Genomic DNA, 16,744 nt, shown 5'->3' on the forward strand with positions numbered 1-16,744 from the left:
GAGCGATCAGCGACTGCTGCTCCTAAAAACCCAGCAGTTGATTTCGGAGGAAATGTTATGGCTGTATACGTTGTGACCTGGAACCTGAACAGGGAACGCAGCAACTATGACGCTGCGCGCCGTCAGTTCATTCAGCACTTGGAGCGGTATCCCAACGCGCAAGATGGCGGATTGGAAAGCGTGCGTTGGGTGCAGAGCTCGGGAACCGCCAACCAGCTGCGAGACGACCTACGCCAGAAGCTTGACGACAATGATCGGCTTTTCGTTAGCAAGCTCGCCGCAAATCAGTATGCCGGATGGCTCAACACAGCTGTCTGGGACTGGGTGACCTCGCGCCTGTGAATTTTTCAAGCCACCTTCGGGTGGCTTCTTTTTGTCGACTCGCTGCGCATTGCCCGAATCGGCAAGATAGGCTCCCCCGCAGCTATAATTTGAAAACACCACATAACACAGGACATAGGTCCGGTTTGCGTTTCCCTGAAGGAAGAAGGGGTTAGAGCTGATTCAATAAGCTCCCCCTCTCTCCGCCACACAAATAAAAAGGCCGCCCTCAGGGGCGGCCTTTTTATTTGTGCGGTGGACAGCATGGGGGACGAGAACCCCAACGGGTTCGACGGATTCGCCAGGAGCGAATCCGGACAGCCGAACGGCTGGCCCTGGAGCGCGTCAGCGCGGAAGGGCTGGGTGCATGGATGCACCCAGCAATCCCAATGAAGCGGCCACCCTGCATCCGAAGCCTCTGCGCCGCCACCGCTTGCGCCACGCAAACCGTCACCACCGCTAACGGTAGAGCCGACCGCTGGTCGGCTGCTCTTCTCGCAGCCAACCCATGCCAAAGTCCCCCCATGCCCACCCTGCGCCCCTACACCCCAACAGACGCCCCCGCCTGCCTGGCACTGTTCGACACCAACGTGCCGCGTTACTTCGCCCCACACGAACGCCACGACTTCGCCACTTACCTGCTCCACCCACACCGCGCCCACGACTATCTGGTCATCGAACACAACGGCCACCTTGTCGCCTGCGGCGGCCTGGCCCTCGACAACGAACACACCGCGGCCTTCTGCTGGGGCATGGTCGACCGCACCCGTCATCGCCAAGGCTTGGGCGCACAGCTCTCCCACGCGCGGGTGGCCCGCGCAAGAACACTCGGCGCCCAGCGCATCACGCTCAGCACCAGCCAGCACACGCAGGCGTTCTACGCCGGATTCGGCTTCGTCGTCACCCACATCACCCCCGATGGGCACGACCCCGGGCTGGATGCGGTGGAGATGGTGCTCGAACTGGCGCCGCGCTGAGCGGCGCCAGTGATTGGAGTGCGTCAGGGTTGCATCAGCCACGCATGGCGTGGCCCTACCCCCGAGCGCGCAGCGTGCGTTTTGAACGCCTCAGCTGCTCGACAACTTCATCAACACCAACCCGCTCACGATCAACACCGCTGCGGCAATCCGCATCGCGCTGACCTGTTCGCCGAGGAAGGTAATGCCGATCACGAACGCACCGACCGCGCCGATGCCGGTCCAGATCGTGTACGCGGTGCCGAGCGGCAACGTGCGCATCGCCAACGACAACAGCCAGAAGCTGGCAATCATGGTGACGAGGGTGATGATGGAGGGGGTGAGCTTGCTGAACCCCTCGGATTGCTTCATCGAGAACGCCCAGACGATTTCCAGTACACCGGCTGCCAACAGATAGATCCAGGCCATGCGGCCCTCCTTGATGGGGGCCAGGCCGTCCTGGTCAGTGGTTCCCGAAATGGGGGAGGCCGTTCCTCCTGTGCCGCGTATTTTACCGCCCCACCCGCGCAATAGCCGCTACTGACGGCATCGGGCTACACAGGATTCAGCCTCCGCGTCTGGTACTGCATGCCGCGCATGCGCTAGAATGCGCGACTGCACTGCCGGACCTGTTCCTGCGGTGCACCTTCCGCCTGCGGCCGGCTGATCCCTGATCGCCCTGCAGCCGGAACGTCTCTATGGTGGCCCCGTCGGCCCCTCGCGACGCTAGGTCGAAAATCCCGCCAGGGCCGGAAGGCAGCAACGGTATCGATCGACGCGGGCGCCGAGGTCAGCCGGCGGGGCCGCCACCTTTTTGGGTCCCCTGTTTCCTTCGCGATGCTGCCGATCAAGGCGCTGCGGGCGTGCCCTGATGGAACACCACCCTCCACGCCTCGCCATGCAGTCGCCACAGCGAACTGCGCAGCACCTCGCGCTGACGCACCCCTTCGATCACATACCAACTGCGGTAGCGCACCTGCGCCAGCGTCGGGGCCAGCAGGACGACGGCGTAATCGCTGGACACGATCTCCACCTGCGCACGCTCGCGTGGGATCTCGGCCAGCGCGGTCGCACGGTCGAAACAGGCGCCCGAGCTGCCGATCTCACGGAAGTCGTCATCCAACGGCGCCGCCAGCTGCGCGACATCTCCGCGGACCGCTGGCCCATGCAACGCGCGTTCGAGCGCCTGCAGATGGGCGGCCAGCGCGTCGCCCATGCTCAGGGAGGATCCTGGGCCAGCACGTGCATCGCGGTCGGGGTGGCCAGTGCGACACGCTCACCGGGCAGGGCCACGCGGTGGCCACGCTGGCGCAGCGCTTCGCCGTCGCTCTCGCTGGCATAGTGGTACAGCATCATCCGCGCCTGCAGCTCGGGCGTGTACTCACGCTCCAGGTCATCCACACCGGTGTGGGAGGGATTGCCGTGCAGGCCGCAGTCGTGGGCGATCAGTTCGTTGTCGTCGGCGTAGCGCGCCAGCATTTCCGGAACCGGCCGGGTATCACCACTCCAGGTGACCGCACCCTTCAGGCGCAGGCCATAGGCGGTTTCCGGCCAGTGATGGCGCACCGGGAAGACTTCCAGACGCACGCCATCATGCCAGAACGCATCGCCGACCACGATCAGCTGGAAGGCATCCCAGAAATTCGCGCCGCCCTCGGCCAGCACGTTCGGGTAATCGGCCACGCGCTTGTGCAGCAGCGGAACGACCGTCGCCGGCACGTAGAGGCGGATGCGCCCACGACGCTGCGGCGAGAAATAGGCATCGACGAACAGACGTTCGAAACCAGCCACATGGTCCAGGTGCACATGGGTGACGAACAGTGCCTGCGGCACATGCCCGTAGTGCGCCTGGAAGGCGGTCAGCCCTTCCCCGCCGCAATCGATGGTGAGCCACGGGCGGCCATCACGCTCGATCACCGCCATCGGCGAACCCAGCTGCACGGCCGACGCATTGCCGACCCCCATGAAACGCAGTGCCCAGTCCATCAGTAGCCCCGGTTCCAGGCCAGATCGTAGGCGCGGCGCAGCCGTGCGTAGTCCTTTTCGACGTCGTCATGGCTGCGCTCACCGCGCAGCTTGATCAGCGAGCGCAGCAGCCGCTTGAGATTGCGTTCGCGCCAGCGGGTGGCGGGAATGCGCAGCACACCGCGATCGAAATCGATCAGCCAGCCGTGGCCGTTGGCGTCGAACAGAATGTTGTGGGCGTTGAGATCGGCATGGTCCAGCCCGGCGCGGTGGAAGCGCGCGATCAGCCGGCCCGTCTCTTCCCAGGGGGCGCCGCGCCCGGCGACCAGCGCGCGGTCGGCCAGCGAGCGCACGCCCTCCAGCCGCTCCATCAGGATCGCCGCTTTGTAGCGCAGGCCTTCGCGCATGTAGAACGCGGCAATCGGTCGCGGCACCGGCAGCTTCTGCGCGCGCAGGGCACGCATAAGCCGGAACTCGGCAAAACTGCGGGTGCGGTTGGCGCCCCGCCAGATGTAGTGGTCCCGGCTGAGCTTGGCCGCCAGGCCGCCGCGCAGGTACTGGCGCAGCACGGCATGACCGAAGGGCGCATCGACGAACCAAGCCCCGCCGCGGCCGCCATCGCCGACCGGTCGCGCCCGCTCGCCCCAGTGGGCCGGCGCGAACAGGCTCATCTCGGCTTGCCGCAAGGCTTCGCGGTCGAACAGAATGGCACCGATACCGCGTCCATCGCGGCAGGGCGTCAGCGCTTCAGTGGCGTCGAATGCGACCATTCCTTCGAGTCTAACAACACCATGGCACCAACGTCCTCTTCCTTGTGTCTTTTGCGTTTGTCCGCGCTGGGGGACGTGACCCATGTGGTGCCGCTGGTGCGCACCCTGCAACAGGCCGATCCCGGCGTTTGCCTGCACTGGATCATCGACAAGGCCGGCCACAAGCTGCTCGACGGGCTGCCGGGCGTGACCTTCCACAGCTACGACAAGAAGACCGGCCTGGCCGGCATGCGCGCCCTGCGCGAGAGCCTCCCTGCCGGACGCTTCGATGCGCTGCTGCAGATGCAGGTGGCCTTCCGCGCCAACGTGCTGTCCGCCTTCGTGCCGGCCAAGCGTCGCATCGGCTACGACAAATCGCGCTCCAAGGACCTTCATGGGCTGTTTATCAATGAGCGCATCCCCGACCGCCCCGGCATCCACGTGCTGGATGCGATCGGCAGCTTCTGCGAGCCGCTGGGCCTGAAGCAGACCGAGGTCAGCTGGGACCTGGCCGTGCCGCCGGCCGCGTTCGAGTGGGCCAATGCCCAGTGGGCCGACGACGGCCGCCCGGTGCTGATGATCTCGCCCTGCTCCAGCCACGTGCGTCGCAACTGGTATGCCGACCGCTATGCGGCCGTCGCCAACCACGCCACCTCACGCGGCTGGCGGGTGGTGCTGTGCGGTGGGCGCAGCGATCTGGAGCGCGGCATGGCCGATGCCATCCAGGCGCAGCTGACCACCCCGGCGCTGGATCTGGTCGGCAAGGACACCCTCAAGCAACTGCCGGCGCTGTTGGCGCGCGCCGCGCTGGTGATGACGCCCGATTCGGGCCCGATGCATATCGCCAACGCGATGGGCACCAAGGTGCTCGGCCTGCACGCGGCCAGCAACCCGCACCGCAGCGGCCCCTACTCCGACCGCCGCTACTGCGTGGACCGCTACGACGATGCGGCGCGCAGATTCCTGGGCAAGCCGGCCAGCGAACTGAAATGGGGCGCGAAGGTCGAATTCGACGACGTGATGCAGCTGATCACGGTCGAGGACGGCATTGCCGCCTTCGAGCGCTATGTCGCCGATTACGCGCCGCGCGGGGCGTAATCCTTGTACGACTTCTCTTCCACGTAGAGCGAGCCCAGCGCCAGGTTGATGTCCTTCTTGATGCGGGCACGCTCATCGTTCTGCTGGTAGACGCTGCGGGCCAGTTCGACGAAATGATCGTCGAAGGCCTGGGCCTTGTCCTGCAGGCGGATGTTGTCTTCGATGTCCCACAGGCGCTCGTTGACGGCCTTCAGCTCGGCACGCAGGCGGGCGATGTCCTTGACCCCGGCCGGGTGCGCCATCCAGGTCTTTTCCAGCGCGCTCAGCTCGGTGCGGATGTTGGCCAGCTTGGCCTCGTCGCTGATGCGCTCGGATTTGATCTGCAGGATCGAGATCTTGTCGAGCAGTTCACCGAAGGACACGGGGACGAGGATTTCAGCGGTCATGGTGGGGATCCGTTACGTGAGGTGGGCAGTTTAGCGGAGCGCATGTTGGAGGGGTGTGGCCTGAGGGTGCGGCCCTCGGGTAGAGCCACGCCATGCGTGGCTGCGCGGTGATCGGGAGGCACCCACGCATGGCGTGGCTCTACCGCGATGACGTCGCGTGGCTTGCGGGATGGCCGCTTCGTTGCCGGGATTGCTGGGTGCATCCATGCACCCAGCCCTTCCGCGCTTGCGCGCTCCAGGGCCGCGCCGCCTGGAGTTGGATACGCCGATGGGATGAACGCGTCGCCACGCGCCCGGGTATGTCGGTGATGACGCTTGGGGCTCCGGAAGCAGGGTGGCCGCTTTATTTGGATTGCTGGGTGCATCCATGCACCCAGCCCTTCCGCGCTTGCGCGCTCCAGGGCCAGACGTTCGTCTGTCCGGATCTGCTCCTGCAGATCCGTCGAACCCCGGCGCGCCTTCGCTCATCCCCCTCTCCGCCAGACACGCAAAAAAGGCCACCCGTTGGGCAGCCTTTTTTGCGTGTCTGGCGGAGAGGGGGGGATTCGAACCCCCGAGGCGCTATAAACGCCTGCCTGATTTCGAGTCAGGTACATTCAACCGCTCTGCCACCTCTCCAGATGGTCCCGGCGAACCGGGACGCGAATGATACGGGCAGGACGCGCTGGCGACAAGTCATTGCGTGCAAAGAAGTGAATTTCTTCTGTATGGATGCCTTGCCGGATGTCCGGCGGGCCGCGATCATGCCGTTATCCCTCGCAATCCTCACCGGCACGCGCCTTCATGATCGAATTCGGACACCTGACCCACCCCGGCCTGCGCCGTGACCTCAATGAGGATACGTATTACGGGGATGGCGAACTGGCGCTGTGGCTGGTCGCCGATGGCATGGGCGGGCACGCCTGCGGTGAGGTGGCCAGTGCGCTGGCACGCGAGACCATCGTGCGCGAGATCCGCCGCGGGGCGACGCTGGCGCATGCGATCCGGATCGCCGATGAGGAAATCATCCGCACCTCGCGCCGCCGCAACGACAGCCTGCCGATGGGCACCACCGTGGTGGCGGCCCGTGTACAGGGCAATCGGTATGAGGTGGCGTGGGTCGGCGACAGCCGCGCGTACCTGTGGCGCGACGGCAAGCTGGCCCAGCTCAGCCAGGATCACAGCGTGGTCCAGGAACTGGTCGCCCAAGGCAATCTGACCGCCGAGCAGGCGCGGGCGCATCCGCATCGCAATGTGGTGACCCAGGCGCTGGGGGTGACCGATCCGGCACATCTGAATGTGGCGACCACCACCGGTGAGCTGCGCCCGGGCATGCAGCTGCTGCTGTGCAGTGATGGGCTGACCGAAGAGGTCGAGGACAAGGGCATCGCCCGCACCCTCGCCTTCGACGATGCCAGTGCGCAGGAATGCGTGGATACCCTGGTCGCCGCCGCGCTGGATGGCGGCGGCTCGGACAACATCACCGTGATTCTGGTGCGATGCCACTGAGGCAGGCATCCCGACCAACGGTCGGGATCTACCGATGTCGGGCGCTCAGGCGCTGACCGCTTCCGCCGCCTCGGGTTCACCATCCCAGATCGCGCGGCCGGCCTTCTTGCGCAGCTTGGCCAGGCGCGCTTCGTGCGCTTCCAGCTCGGAGGCGGTCGCGACCACGCGCGGGCGCGGCAGCAGGCGCGAGGTGTCGAAGGTCTGCGCGTGGGCGCTGCCGGTTTTCTGGTCATCGGCCGAGCCGAAGCCGATTTCTTCCTGGCCCGAGGTCAGGGCGATGTACACATCGCCCAGGATCTGCGCATCGAGCAGGCCGCCGTGCAGCTGGCGGTGGGCATTGTCCACGCCCAGGCGCCGGCACAGTGCATCCAGCGAGTTGCGCTGGCCGGGGAAGCGCTCACGCGCCATCTTCAGCGTATCGATCACCGTGCAGCGGTCGGTGATCTTGCCGTAGTGGTCGCCCAGCAGCGACAGCTCGTTGTCCAGGAAGCCCAGATCGAACGCCGCGTTGTGGATGATCAGTTCGGCGCCGTCGATGTAGGCGAGGAAGTCGTCAACGACCTGGGCGAAGTCCGGCTTGTCGGCCAGGAACTCCAGGGTCAGGCCGGTGACTTCCTGCGCGCCCTGTTCGAACTCGCAGTCCGGCTTGAGGTACTGGTGGTAGTTGTTGCCACTGGGGCGGCGCTCGAGCAGTTCCACACAGCCGATTTCGACGATGCGGTTGCCCTTCCGCCATTCCAGGCCGGTGGTTTCGGTATCAAGGATGATCTGACGCATGGGCTCAGTGTACCGGGCCAGCGGCGCGGATCCGGATCGCGGCGTCGCGCGCCAGCTGATCCACGCGCTCGTTGTCCGGGTCGCCGGAATGCCCCTTCACCCAGCGCCAGTCGATGGTGTGCTTGAGCGTGGCCGCGTACAGGCGCTCCCACAGCTCCCGGTTCTTGACCGGCGAGCCGCCAGCGGTTTTCCAGTTCTTGCGGATCCAACCGGGCATCCACTCGGTCAGGCCCTGGCGCACGTACTGCGAATCGGTGAACAGCACGATGTTGCACGGCTCGGTCAGGGCTTCCAGCCCCGAGATGGCGGCCATCAGCTCCATGCGGTTGTTGGTGGTATGTGCTTCGCCACCGCTCAGTTCACGCTCGTGCGCGTTGTAGCGCAGCAACGCCGCCCAGCCGCCAGGGCCGGGATTGCCGAGGCAGGAACCGTCGGTGTGGATTTCTATCGTCTTCATTCCATTCCAGATCAGGTGGCAACCGTGCCGTGCCAACGTGGCACGGCCACGGGCGTCGGTCCCGGCAATGCCAGAGTGCGTTTTTCAGCGGTGAACAGACAGGCGGCCCGCAGCGGGGCCAGATCGCGCCGCGCCGGCGAACGGTCGCGCCACATCGGGCCGAGGTAGTGCAGGTCCTCGCAGCTCAGGCCAGCCTGCGTAAGGGTGTGCCGCAGCCGCTGCGGGCTGCGCACGACCAGCCCGTGATGGCGCCACTGGCGGCGGTACGGGCTGAACGGGTTGAGGGTGGACAGCCACAGCCGGCCGCCGGGCATCAGCACGCGCGCGCACTCGGCGATCAGCTGCTCGGCGTCACGCGCGGTGACGTGCTGCAGCACGATGGCGTTGACGCTCTCGTCCGGCAGCGGCAGCGGGAGCGCGCACTGCACGTCCCCGGCATAGGTCGCCCCGACCCGGTGGAGGCGCAGGCCACGGCCCGGCAGATCCACACACTCCAGCCAGCCGGGCGTCGGTGCCACCCACAGCCACGGGTTCACCGCGCGCTCGGCGAGCAGGCTGCGCAACCGCTCCGATTCCAGACGGCGCAACGCTTGTGCCGGTTCAGTATCAAACCAGGATGCGACTGTCGCTTGACGGGGGCTCGGCACGAGGGGCATGGTCCAATTCTATGCGACTGACCGCCCTACCCGCGTTTGCGGACAATTACATCTGGGCGCTGGTCGCCGACGACGGCCGCGCCGTGGTCGTCGACCCCGGCCAGGCCGACCCCGTTCTGGCCGCCGCAGCGCAGCAGGGATGGGTTCCCCACAGCATTCTGTTGACCCACCACCACGACGACCACATCGGCGGCGTGGCCGAGCTGCAGGCCCGTTTTCCCGCGGTGGAGGTCTACGCACCGGTGGAACCGCGCATCGCGGTCCCTGCCCATCGGGTGGTTGAAGGTGAATGCGTTCAGGCATTGGGGCTCGGGTTCCACGTAGTATCCGTGCCCGGGCACACCCGGAGCCATATTGCGTTTCACACCGCTGAACACCTTTTCAGTGGCGATGCGTTGTTCAGCCTGGGCTGTGGGCGCATGTTCGAAGGTACGCCTCCCCAGCTTCTGGCATCCCTGCGGAAGCTGGCGTCCCTGCCAGCGCAACTGATGGTCTGTTGCGCCCACGAGTACACCCTGTCCAATGCCGTCTTCGCGCGGCATGTAGACCCCACCAACGCTGCGCTGTCGCAGCGCCATGAGGAGGCCTTGGCCATGCGCCGCGATGACCTGCCCACGCTGCCGGTTTCACTGGCAAGCGAGCTGGAATGCAATCCGTTCCTGCGTACGAACACCCCCGCCATCCAGGCGGCCGTCAGCGCCCATCTCGGGCGTCCCGTTACCGATGAAGTCGATGTTGTCGCAGGCCTGCGACACTGGAAAGACGGATTTCGAACATGAGTCGGCGATTGTTGCCGCTCGCGCTTGGCCTGGCGATCGCCGTGGCCGGCAGCGCGGGCGCCCAGTCGTTGACCGCCGGCATGTCGCAGAACGTGGCCGGCCTGTCCTCCCTTCCCCTGACCGCTGCGGCCCTGCCGCCGGCCTCGGTGCGCAACGGGCAGGAGATCTTTGCCAGCTTCCGCGATGGCCTGGCCGAACCCACCTGCGACGCCGAGGCGACCAGCCCGCGTTGGCAGAAGCAGTTCGCGCATGCCCCCTCGCGGCTGGCCAACCAGGACGATGACGCCCTGGTGCTGTTCGGCTATGTGGTCGAAGAGCTGCGCAACTCCAATCTGCCGACCGAATTCGCGCTGATTCCCTTCGTGGAAAGTGGCTACCGGCCCAACGCCCGCAATGGCAGCGGCCCGGCTGGCCTGTGGCAGTTCATCGCCACCACCGCCAAGAACCACCGCGTGCAGATGACCCCGGGCTATGACGGCCGCCTCTCTGCCGTGGATTCCACCCAGGCCGCGGTGCGCTACCTCAAGACCCTGCACGGCATGTTCGGCGGCGACTGGCGACTGGCCACCATGGCCTACAACGCCGGCGAGTACCGCGTGCTGCAATCGCTGCGCAAGGCCGGCATGAACGCACAGAACGCGCGCCCGGCGGAATTGCCCGGGCTGTCGCCGGTCACCTATGCCTATGTCGAGAAGCTGCATGCGCTGGCCTGCGTCCTGGAAGACGCGGAAACCGAGCCGGCGGTGATGGCCTCGCTGGACCGCACCGTGCCGGTGCTGAAGGGGCACACCCTGCCGGCCGGCACCAGCGTCCAGCAGTGGGCCCAGCAGCGCGCTCTCGACCCCGCCCGGATCGCCCGCCTCAATCCGGCGCTGGCCAGCGGCAAGGGCCGCCCGAGCGGCCAGGTGACGGTTCTGGCCCCGACCGCGCATGCCCCGGTGGATGCCAGTGCCAGCGTGGCCGCCCTTGCGGTGGCGCCGAGCGTACCGGCCGACACCACGGCGGCGCGTACGGCGCCCGGCCCGGTGGCCACCCGTACCGTGGCCAGCGCGGACCGCCCGCGCAGCCGCCGCCACACCGTGCGCGATGGCGAGTCGCCCTGGACCATCGCCCGCCGATACGGCATGCCACTGAAGGCGCTGCTGTCGCTCAATGGGCTCAGTGGCAGCAGTGTGCTCAAGCCGGGAGCGGTGCTGCGCGTCGAAGACTGAGCGCGCGCGGATCCTATTGCTGGTAACGACACTGCCCGGTTCCGCCGGGCAGTATCGTTTTCAACAACAAAAAGCCCGGCATGGCCGGGCTTTTTGTTGTCCAGCAGACGCCGACCCGGTTACAGGTTGGCTTCTTCGGTCTGCACCTTGAAGTGCTTGCGCATCGCTTCGACGTAGGCCTTGGCGGCGGCCATGCCGTCGATCTGGCTCAGCTGCTCCTTGAGCTGCTGCTGCTGGGCGGCATCTACTTCGGCCACGTTGCCCGGGGTGACCTTGTTGACCGCGTAGATCACGTAGCGGCCCTGCACGGCGACCTTGCCGTAGCTGGGCTTGCCTTCGGCCGGCAGCGGCGCGCTGAACACGGCGCGGTTGATTTCCGGGGTCGGTACCGGCTGGGTACGCGGCAGGCCCGGCAGCGGGCTGATCTGCAGCTGGTCGCTGGTCGCCAGCGCCTGCAGGGTCTGCCCGGCCTTCAGCTTGGCCAGCACGGCGTCCACGGCCTTCTCGGAAGCCTGGCGGGTCCGGTCGGCATGGATCGCAGCGATGACCTGCTCACGGGCCTTGGCCAGCGGCAGCGCCTGCTCCGGGCTGTGCTCGGTCACGCGGATCATCACGTTGTGGTTCGGGCCCAGCTCGATCGGGTCGCTCACCGTGCCGTCCTGGGTCAGGATGTCGGAGAACGCCGCACGCAGCACCGCGGGGTTGGCCGCGATGCCACTGGCGGTGGCGCGGGTGAACGGACCGATCGTCTGCACCGGCAGGCTCATGTCCTTGGCCGGGCCTTCCAGCGAGGTCGGGTTCTTGTAGACCAGATCCACCAGGCGGCCACTCAGTTCAGTGAACACGCGATCGGTATCGGCCTTGAGCTGTTCGGCAGCCAGCTGGTCACGCACGTCCTCGAACGCGCGGCCTTCGCCACCCTTGGTCTCGCGCAGCTTGAGCACGTGGTAGCCGAACTCGGTCTTCACCGGCCCAACCACGTCGCCCGTCTTCATGGCGAACAGCGCGTCTTCGAACGGCTTCACCATCGCGCCGTGTTCCACCCAGCCCAGGTCGCCGCCGGTGTCCTTGGAACCCGGATCTTCCGAGTTGGCCTTGGCCAGCGCGGCGAAATCGGCACCCGGCGCCTTGGCTTCCGCGGCGATGCGCGTGGCCTTTTCTTCGGCCGCCTTCAGCTTGGCCGGATCATTGCCATCGGCGGTGATCAGGATGTGCGAGGCCAGACGCTGTTCCGGCGTGGCAAAGCGTGCCTTCTCATCCTGGTAGCGCTTGCGCAGCGTGGCTTCGTCAGCCGCGGCTGCGGCCGGCAGGTTTGCGCCGTTGATCTCGACGTATTCCAGCGACACGGTTTCCGGCTGGCGGAAATCCTTGGTGTGGCTGTCGTACCACTGCTTGATCTGTGCGTCGGTCACTTCGGCGGTATCGGCCGGCGTTTCCGGCAGCGCGGCCAGCTCCACGTCACGCGTTTCACCGAGCAGCTTCATCAGGCGCTCGGCTTCGCTCTGGGTGGTGAACCCCGAACGCTGCAGGGCCGACGGGATGATCGACTGCTGGATGCTCTCGCGCACCAGCGCTTCGAACTGCGTCGGCGTGCGCGGCGGATTACCGCTGGCCAGCGCGATGCGGTAGTTGTCCTGGTTGAACTTGCCGTCCGCATCCAGGAAGGCCGGGATCGAGGCGATGTACTCGCGCACGGCACCATCGCCGATCACGATGCCGGACTGTTCGCCGGCCAGGCGCACGACCTGCTCATCGATCATCTGATCGAGCACGGCCAGCTTGCTTTCGGTGCTTTCGAACTGGCGCGGATCGAAATCCTCACCCTGTTCCTGGCGTGCCTGCTGGCGCGCCTGCTCGAAGCGCACGCGGAAATCGTTGGAGCTGATTTCATGGTGCTGCCACAGGAACGAGACCGGCCACCACGACGGGGCGGACTTCCACCAGGTCGGCGGGGCGGCCACTTTGGCCACGTTCTGCGAGCCGACGCCACCGAGGTAGCTGGAGTCGATCACGAACAGGAACGGAATCATCAGCAGCCCCAGGATCACGGTAACGATCCAGCCCGAGGTCTTGTCGCGAAGTTTCTGCAGCATGGGAAAAATCAAGGCCTGATTGGCGAGCCCGGCAGTGTAACCCGCTTCGCGGCAGGCTCCAAAAGTGCCCGCATCGGCCGCCCCGGCCAGATCCAGAGGCTCCCACGCCCGGCCATGGCAACGGATGCACGGTCAGTCGCGCGCCGTTGATCGATGCGCTGAATTGAAAACAAAAAAGAGCCCTTGGTTTTCACCAAGGGCTCTTCAAAGATTGGCGGAGCGGACGGGACTTGAACCCGCGACCTCCGGCGTGACAGGCCAGCATTCTAACCAGCTGAACTACCGCTCCGCACTTGAAACTTTGCAGGCGCTCATTCTATCCGAAGATATTCAGATTGCCCACCCCGAAATACTGCTTTTTTCGAGGTTTTTTTAAAACTGGCGGAGCGGACGGGACTTGAACCCGCGACCTCCGGCGTGACAGGCCAGCATTCTAACCAGCTGAACTACCGCTCCGCACTAAACCGCTTTTGTTTCCACCGCGACCTGCGTCGCTGGAGAAAACAAGGCCCCCGATCGCTCAGGGGCCCTATTGAAACTGGCGGAGCGGACGGGACTTGAACCCGCGACCTCCGGCGTGACAGGCCAGCATTCTAACCAGCTGAACTACCGCTCCACATTTCAAAACTTTTACTGGCAGTGCCTGGTGGGTGCTGAGGGTTTCGAACCCCCGACCCTCTCCGTGTAAAGGAGACGCTCTACCGCTGAGCTAAGCACCCCAGCAAGCCGCTTAGTTTACGGCATCCTTCAGGGCTTTGCCAGCCTTGAACGACGGATTCTTCGACGCAGCGATCTTGATGGTGTCGCCGGTCTTCGGGTTGCGGCCGGTACGGGCAGCGCGGTCGCGGACCTGGAACGTGCCGAAGCCCACCAGCGTCACCGCGTCACCGCCCTTCAGGGCCTTGGTGACGGAAGCGATGACGGCATCAACGGCGCGGCTGGACTCGGCCTTGGTCAGGTCGGCGGCTTCAGCAACGGCGTCGATCAATTCGGTCTTGTTCATTCTCTACAGCTCCTTTGGCGGGGATTCCGCGGATTCAACATTGAGACACCCGAGGACGATACGCCGCCGGATGCCAGTGAAGTTCTCTGTTCGCCGAATTCAGCATGACGCTGACTCACGAGTGGTGCTTTTATACCAGTGCCCCCCTACCCGCGCAAGCTGAAAAGCCAATAACGACGCGGGTTTCGGGCACTTGGACAGCGCGCGTCAATGCTTGACGCGCGTGGTGGAAGCTGTCTTGGACTTGCCACGTACCGTGACACGCTGACCATCTTTCTTGGGCTTCGGTGCGGTCAGCGGCGTCTCCAGGGCCAGGTCGAGCACTTCCTCGATCCACTTCACCGGCACGATCTTCAGATCACGGGTGACATTGGCGGGGATATCGGCCAGATCCTTGCGGTTTTCCTCGGGGATGATGACCGTGGTGATGCCGCCACGCAGCGCCGCCAGCAGCTTCTCCTTGAGGCCGCCAATGGCGGTGACGCGACCGCGCAGGGTGATCTCGCCGGTCATCGCCACTTCGGCCCGGATCGGCACCTTGGTCAGCGTGGACACCAGCGAGGTGACCATGGCGATACCCGCGCTGGGGCCGTCCTTCGGGGTGGCGCCATCGGGTACGTGCACGTGAACGTCGTGCTTCTGCAGGAACTCGTTGTCGATGCCCAGCCGCTCGGCACGCGAACGCACCACCGACAGGGCCGCCGAGGCGGATTCCTTCATGACGTTGCCGAGCTGGCCGGTCAGGATCAGCTGGCCCTTGCCCGGGACGAGTGTGGATTCAATCTGCAGCAGATCCCCGCCGACTTCCGTCCACGCCAGGCCGGTGACCAGGCCCACTTCGTTCTGCTCTTCGGCACGACCGAAATCGACGCGACGCACGCCCAGGTACTTGTCCAGGTTCTTGCCGTTGACCACCACCAGCGCCTTCTTCTTCGCACTGGTCTTTTTGGCGGCCTTGGCCGGCTTGGCCGGGGCGACCGGACCGGCGAGCGCGATCTCCTTCACCACCTTGCGGCAGATCTTGGCGACTTCGCGCTCGAGGTTGCGCACGCCGGATTCGCGCGTGTAATAGCGCACGATGTCCTGGATCGCGTCGGCCTCGATCTCCAGCTCTTCCGGCTTCAGGCCGTTGGCCTTGATCTGTTTGGGCACCAGGTAGCGCATGGCGATGTTGAGCTTCTCATCCTCGGTGTAGCCGGGGATGCGGATCACTTCCATGCGGTCCAGCAGCGGGCCGGGGATGTTGAGCGAATTGGAGGTCGCCACGAACATCACTTCGGACAGGTCCAGATCCACTTCCAGGTAGTGATCGTTGAACGCGTTGTTCTGCTCCGGATCGAGCACTTCCAGCAGCGCCGACGACGGATCGCCACGGAAGTCCATCGACATCTTGTCGATCTCATCGAGCACGAACAGCGGGTTCTTGCTGCCGACCTTGTTGAGGTTCTGCACGATGCGGCCCGGCATGGAGCCGACGTAGGTACGACGGTGCCCGCGGATCTCGGCCTCGTCGCGCACGCCGCCCAGGCTCATGCGCACGAACTTGCGGTTGGTCGCCTTGGCGATGGACTGGCCCAGCGAGGTCTTGCCCACGCCGGGCGGGCCGACCAGGCACAGGATCGGGCCTTTCATCTGCTTCACGCGCGACTGCACCGCCAGGTATTCCAGGATGCGGTCCTTGACCTTGTCCAGACCGAAGTGATCGGCATCCAGCGTGTCCTGCGCGGCCTTGAGATCCTTGCGGACCTTGCTGCGCTTCTTCCACGGCACGCCCAGCAGCCAATCCAGGTAGTTGCGCACCACGGCGGCTTCGGCCGACATCGGCGACATCTGCTTGAGCTTGTTGAGCTCGGCCTTGGCCTTGGTCTCCACCGGCTTGGGCATGCCCGCCTCGGCGATCTTGCGGGCCAGTTCGTCCATCTCGCCGGGTGCGTCATCCAGGTCACCCAGTTCTTTCTGGATGGCCTTCATCTGCTCGTTGAGGTAGTACTCGCGCTGGCTCTTTTCCATCTGCGACTTGACGCGGCCGCGGATGCGCTTTTCCATCTGCTGCACGTCGATCTCGCCATCGACCAGGCCGACCAGCATTTCCAGGCGGTCGCCGATCTGCAGCGTTTCCAGCAGGCGCTGCTTGTCGGCCAGGCGCACGCTGATGTGCGCGGCGATGGTATCGGCCAGGCGCGCGGGCTCATCGATGCCGGCCAGGGTCTGCAGCAGCTCCGGCGGCAGCTTGCGGTTGGTTTTGACGTACTGCTCGAACAGCGACATCAGCGAACGGGCGATCGCCTCGATCTCGCGCGGCTCGCGCGATTCGTCCGATTCGATTTCCATGCCCACGCCGTGCAGCGAGCCATCGCGCTCGGTCACGTCGGTGACGTTGACGCGCGACAGGCCTTCGACCAGCACCTTGATGGTGCCATCGGGCAGCTTCAGCAGCTGCAGGACCTGCGCGAGCGTGCCGACCTGGTACAGATCGGCGGCGGACGGATCATCCGTCTCGGCGGACTTCTGCGCGAGCAGCAGGATGCGCTTGTCCGCTTCCATCGCCTGCTCCAGCGCATGCATGGACTTGTCACGGCCGACGAACAGCGGAATGACCATGTGCGGGAACACCACCACGTCACGCAGCGGCAGTACCGGCAGGTCGAGAGTCTCAGTTGGGGAACGGGCCATGTGGGCTCCAGTGGAACAGTGGGGATGGCCTCCGGGCGCCTCGCCCGGATACAAAAAAAGCCGATGGCCTCGTTATGGGGCCATCGGCTTCTAGATGCAAGCTGTTCTGAAAAAATTCTATCAATTCAATTA

The 16,744-nt window shown here is 65.4% G+C and carries 17 protein-coding genes, 5 tRNA genes and 1 other RNA gene; 7 read left to right on the forward strand and 16 right to left on the reverse strand.

Going from position 1 to position 16,744, the window contains the following annotated elements:
* Positions 1-57 precede the first annotated feature (57 nt).
* On the forward strand, positions 58-342 hold the full coding sequence (locus tag K4043_RS12505) for a hypothetical protein (protein ID WP_265309530.1): 285 nt from the start codon (positions 58-60) through the stop codon (positions 340-342).
* A 503-nt stretch (positions 343-845) separates the two neighbouring features.
* Complete coding sequence (locus tag K4043_RS12510) at positions 846-1,298, forward strand: GNAT family N-acetyltransferase (RefSeq protein ID WP_265309531.1); 453 nt, start codon at positions 846-848, stop codon at positions 1,296-1,298.
* Positions 1,299-1,388: 90 nt separating this feature from the next.
* Here the strand turns inward: K4043_RS12510 and K4043_RS12515 are convergent, their stop codons facing one another.
* Complete coding sequence (locus K4043_RS12515; RefSeq protein WP_123728503.1) at positions 1,389-1,706, reverse strand: multidrug efflux SMR transporter; 318 nt, start codon at positions 1,704-1,706, stop codon at positions 1,389-1,391.
* Between the two features lie 278 nt (positions 1,707-1,984).
* Here K4043_RS12515 and ffs point away from each other — a divergent pair.
* Positions 1,985-2,081: signal recognition particle sRNA small type (ffs, locus tag K4043_RS12520), an RNA gene on the forward strand.
* A 43-nt stretch (positions 2,082-2,124) separates the two neighbouring features.
* Here ffs and K4043_RS12525 read toward each other — a convergent pair.
* Genes K4043_RS12525 through K4043_RS12535 form a run of 3 tightly spaced genes read right to left on the reverse strand, consistent with a single transcriptional unit; the run spans position 2,125 to position 4,012 of the window.
* Positions 2,125-2,493 carry a nuclear transport factor 2 family protein gene (locus tag K4043_RS12525; RefSeq protein ID WP_265309532.1) on the reverse strand — a complete coding sequence of 123 codons (369 nt, stop codon included), beginning with the start codon at positions 2,491-2,493 and terminating at the stop codon, positions 2,125-2,127.
* 2 nt (positions 2,494-2,495) lie between these two features.
* The gene (locus K4043_RS12530) at positions 2,496-3,263 is read right to left on the reverse strand and encodes an MBL fold metallo-hydrolase (protein ID WP_265309533.1); all 768 of its coding nucleotides are present in this window, start codon (positions 3,261-3,263) and stop codon (positions 2,496-2,498) included.
* Complete coding sequence (locus tag K4043_RS12535; RefSeq protein ID WP_088432881.1) at positions 3,263-4,012, reverse strand: 3-deoxy-D-manno-octulosonic acid kinase; 750 nt, start codon at positions 4,010-4,012, stop codon at positions 3,263-3,265. Before K4043_RS12535 ends, K4043_RS12530 begins: the two co-directional genes overlap by 1 nt.
* A 21-nt stretch (positions 4,013-4,033) precedes the next feature.
* Here K4043_RS12535 and K4043_RS12540 point away from each other — a divergent pair, with 21 nt between their 5' ends.
* Positions 4,034-5,089: a glycosyltransferase family 9 protein gene (locus tag K4043_RS12540; RefSeq protein WP_265309534.1), complete on the forward strand. Its 1,056-nt coding sequence runs from the start codon at positions 4,034-4,036 to the stop codon at positions 5,087-5,089.
* On the opposite strand, the gene K4043_RS12545 is transcribed toward K4043_RS12540, so the two are convergent.
* Positions 5,068-5,475, reverse strand: coding sequence for a DUF6165 family protein (locus tag K4043_RS12545; protein WP_019185792.1), 408 nt, complete (start codon positions 5,473-5,475; stop codon positions 5,068-5,070). The two genes, K4043_RS12540 and K4043_RS12545, sit on opposite strands and share 22 nt — an antisense overlap.
* A gap of 527 nt (positions 5,476-6,002) precedes the next feature.
* A tRNA-Ser gene (locus K4043_RS12550) sits at positions 6,003-6,093 on the reverse strand.
* A 165-nt stretch (positions 6,094-6,258) separates the two neighbouring features.
* Between K4043_RS12550 and K4043_RS12555 the strand changes: the two genes are divergently transcribed.
* Positions 6,259-6,963, forward strand: coding sequence for a protein phosphatase 2C domain-containing protein (locus K4043_RS12555; protein WP_019185793.1), 705 nt, complete (start codon positions 6,259-6,261; stop codon positions 6,961-6,963).
* Positions 6,964-7,008: 45 nt separating this feature from the next.
* Here the strand turns inward: K4043_RS12555 and dnaQ are convergent, their stop codons facing one another.
* From dnaQ to K4043_RS12570, 3 genes are read right to left on the reverse strand one after another with little or no spacing between them, the layout of a single operon-like run.
* Positions 7,009-7,740: a DNA polymerase III subunit epsilon gene (gene dnaQ / locus K4043_RS12560; RefSeq protein WP_123728499.1), complete on the reverse strand. Its 732-nt coding sequence runs from the start codon at positions 7,738-7,740 to the stop codon at positions 7,009-7,011.
* Between the two features lie 4 nt (positions 7,741-7,744).
* Positions 7,745-8,197, reverse strand: coding sequence for a ribonuclease HI (gene rnhA, locus K4043_RS12565; protein WP_265309535.1), 453 nt, complete (start codon positions 8,195-8,197; stop codon positions 7,745-7,747).
* 11 nt (positions 8,198-8,208) lie between these two features.
* Positions 8,209-8,853, reverse strand: a complete 645-nt coding sequence (locus K4043_RS12570) for a class I SAM-dependent methyltransferase (RefSeq protein WP_265309536.1) — start codon at positions 8,851-8,853, stop codon at positions 8,209-8,211.
* Between the two features lie 11 nt (positions 8,854-8,864).
* Here K4043_RS12570 and gloB point away from each other — a divergent pair, with 11 nt between their 5' ends.
* Together gloB and K4043_RS12580 are read left to right on the forward strand one after the other, a co-directional pair.
* Positions 8,865-9,632 carry a hydroxyacylglutathione hydrolase gene (gene gloB / locus K4043_RS12575; RefSeq protein WP_265309537.1) on the forward strand — a complete coding sequence of 256 codons (768 nt, stop codon included), beginning with the start codon at positions 8,865-8,867 and terminating at the stop codon, positions 9,630-9,632.
* Complete coding sequence (locus K4043_RS12580; protein ID WP_265309538.1) at positions 9,629-10,843, forward strand: lytic transglycosylase domain-containing protein; 1,215 nt, start codon at positions 9,629-9,631, stop codon at positions 10,841-10,843. Before gloB ends, K4043_RS12580 begins: the two co-directional genes overlap by 4 nt.
* Before the next feature lie 119 nt (positions 10,844-10,962).
* Here K4043_RS12580 and K4043_RS12585 read toward each other — a convergent pair whose 3' ends face one another.
* The 7 genes from K4043_RS12585 to lon form a co-directional block, all read right to left on the reverse strand.
* Positions 10,963-12,936 carry a peptidyl-prolyl cis-trans isomerase gene (locus tag K4043_RS12585; RefSeq protein WP_123728495.1) on the reverse strand — a complete coding sequence of 658 codons (1,974 nt, stop codon included), beginning with the start codon at positions 12,934-12,936 and terminating at the stop codon, positions 10,963-10,965.
* Positions 12,937-13,148: 212 nt separating this feature from the next.
* Positions 13,149-13,225: transfer RNA gene (locus K4043_RS12590), tRNA-Asp, on the reverse strand.
* A gap of 90 nt (positions 13,226-13,315) precedes the next feature.
* Positions 13,316-13,392: transfer RNA gene (locus K4043_RS12595), tRNA-Asp, on the reverse strand.
* Positions 13,393-13,475: 83 nt separating this feature from the next.
* A tRNA-Asp gene (locus tag K4043_RS12600) sits at positions 13,476-13,552 on the reverse strand.
* Positions 13,553-13,580: 28 nt separating this feature from the next.
* Positions 13,581-13,655, reverse strand: a tRNA-Val gene (locus K4043_RS12605).
* 11 nt (positions 13,656-13,666) lie between these two features.
* Entirely contained in the window at positions 13,667-13,939 is a 273-nt protein-coding gene (locus K4043_RS12610; RefSeq protein WP_019185801.1) for an HU family DNA-binding protein, read from the reverse strand.
* 207 nt (positions 13,940-14,146) lie between these two features.
* Positions 14,147-16,612 (reverse strand): endopeptidase La, encoded by a 2,466-nt coding sequence (gene lon / locus K4043_RS12615; protein ID WP_265309539.1) that lies wholly within the window; start codon positions 16,610-16,612, stop codon positions 14,147-14,149.
* Between the last annotated feature and the right edge of the window lie 132 nt (positions 16,613-16,744).

It is taken from the genome of Stenotrophomonas sp. SRS1 (assembly GCF_026130205.1).
GTDB lineage: Bacteria > Pseudomonadota > Gammaproteobacteria > Xanthomonadales > Xanthomonadaceae > Stenotrophomonas > Stenotrophomonas rhizophila_B.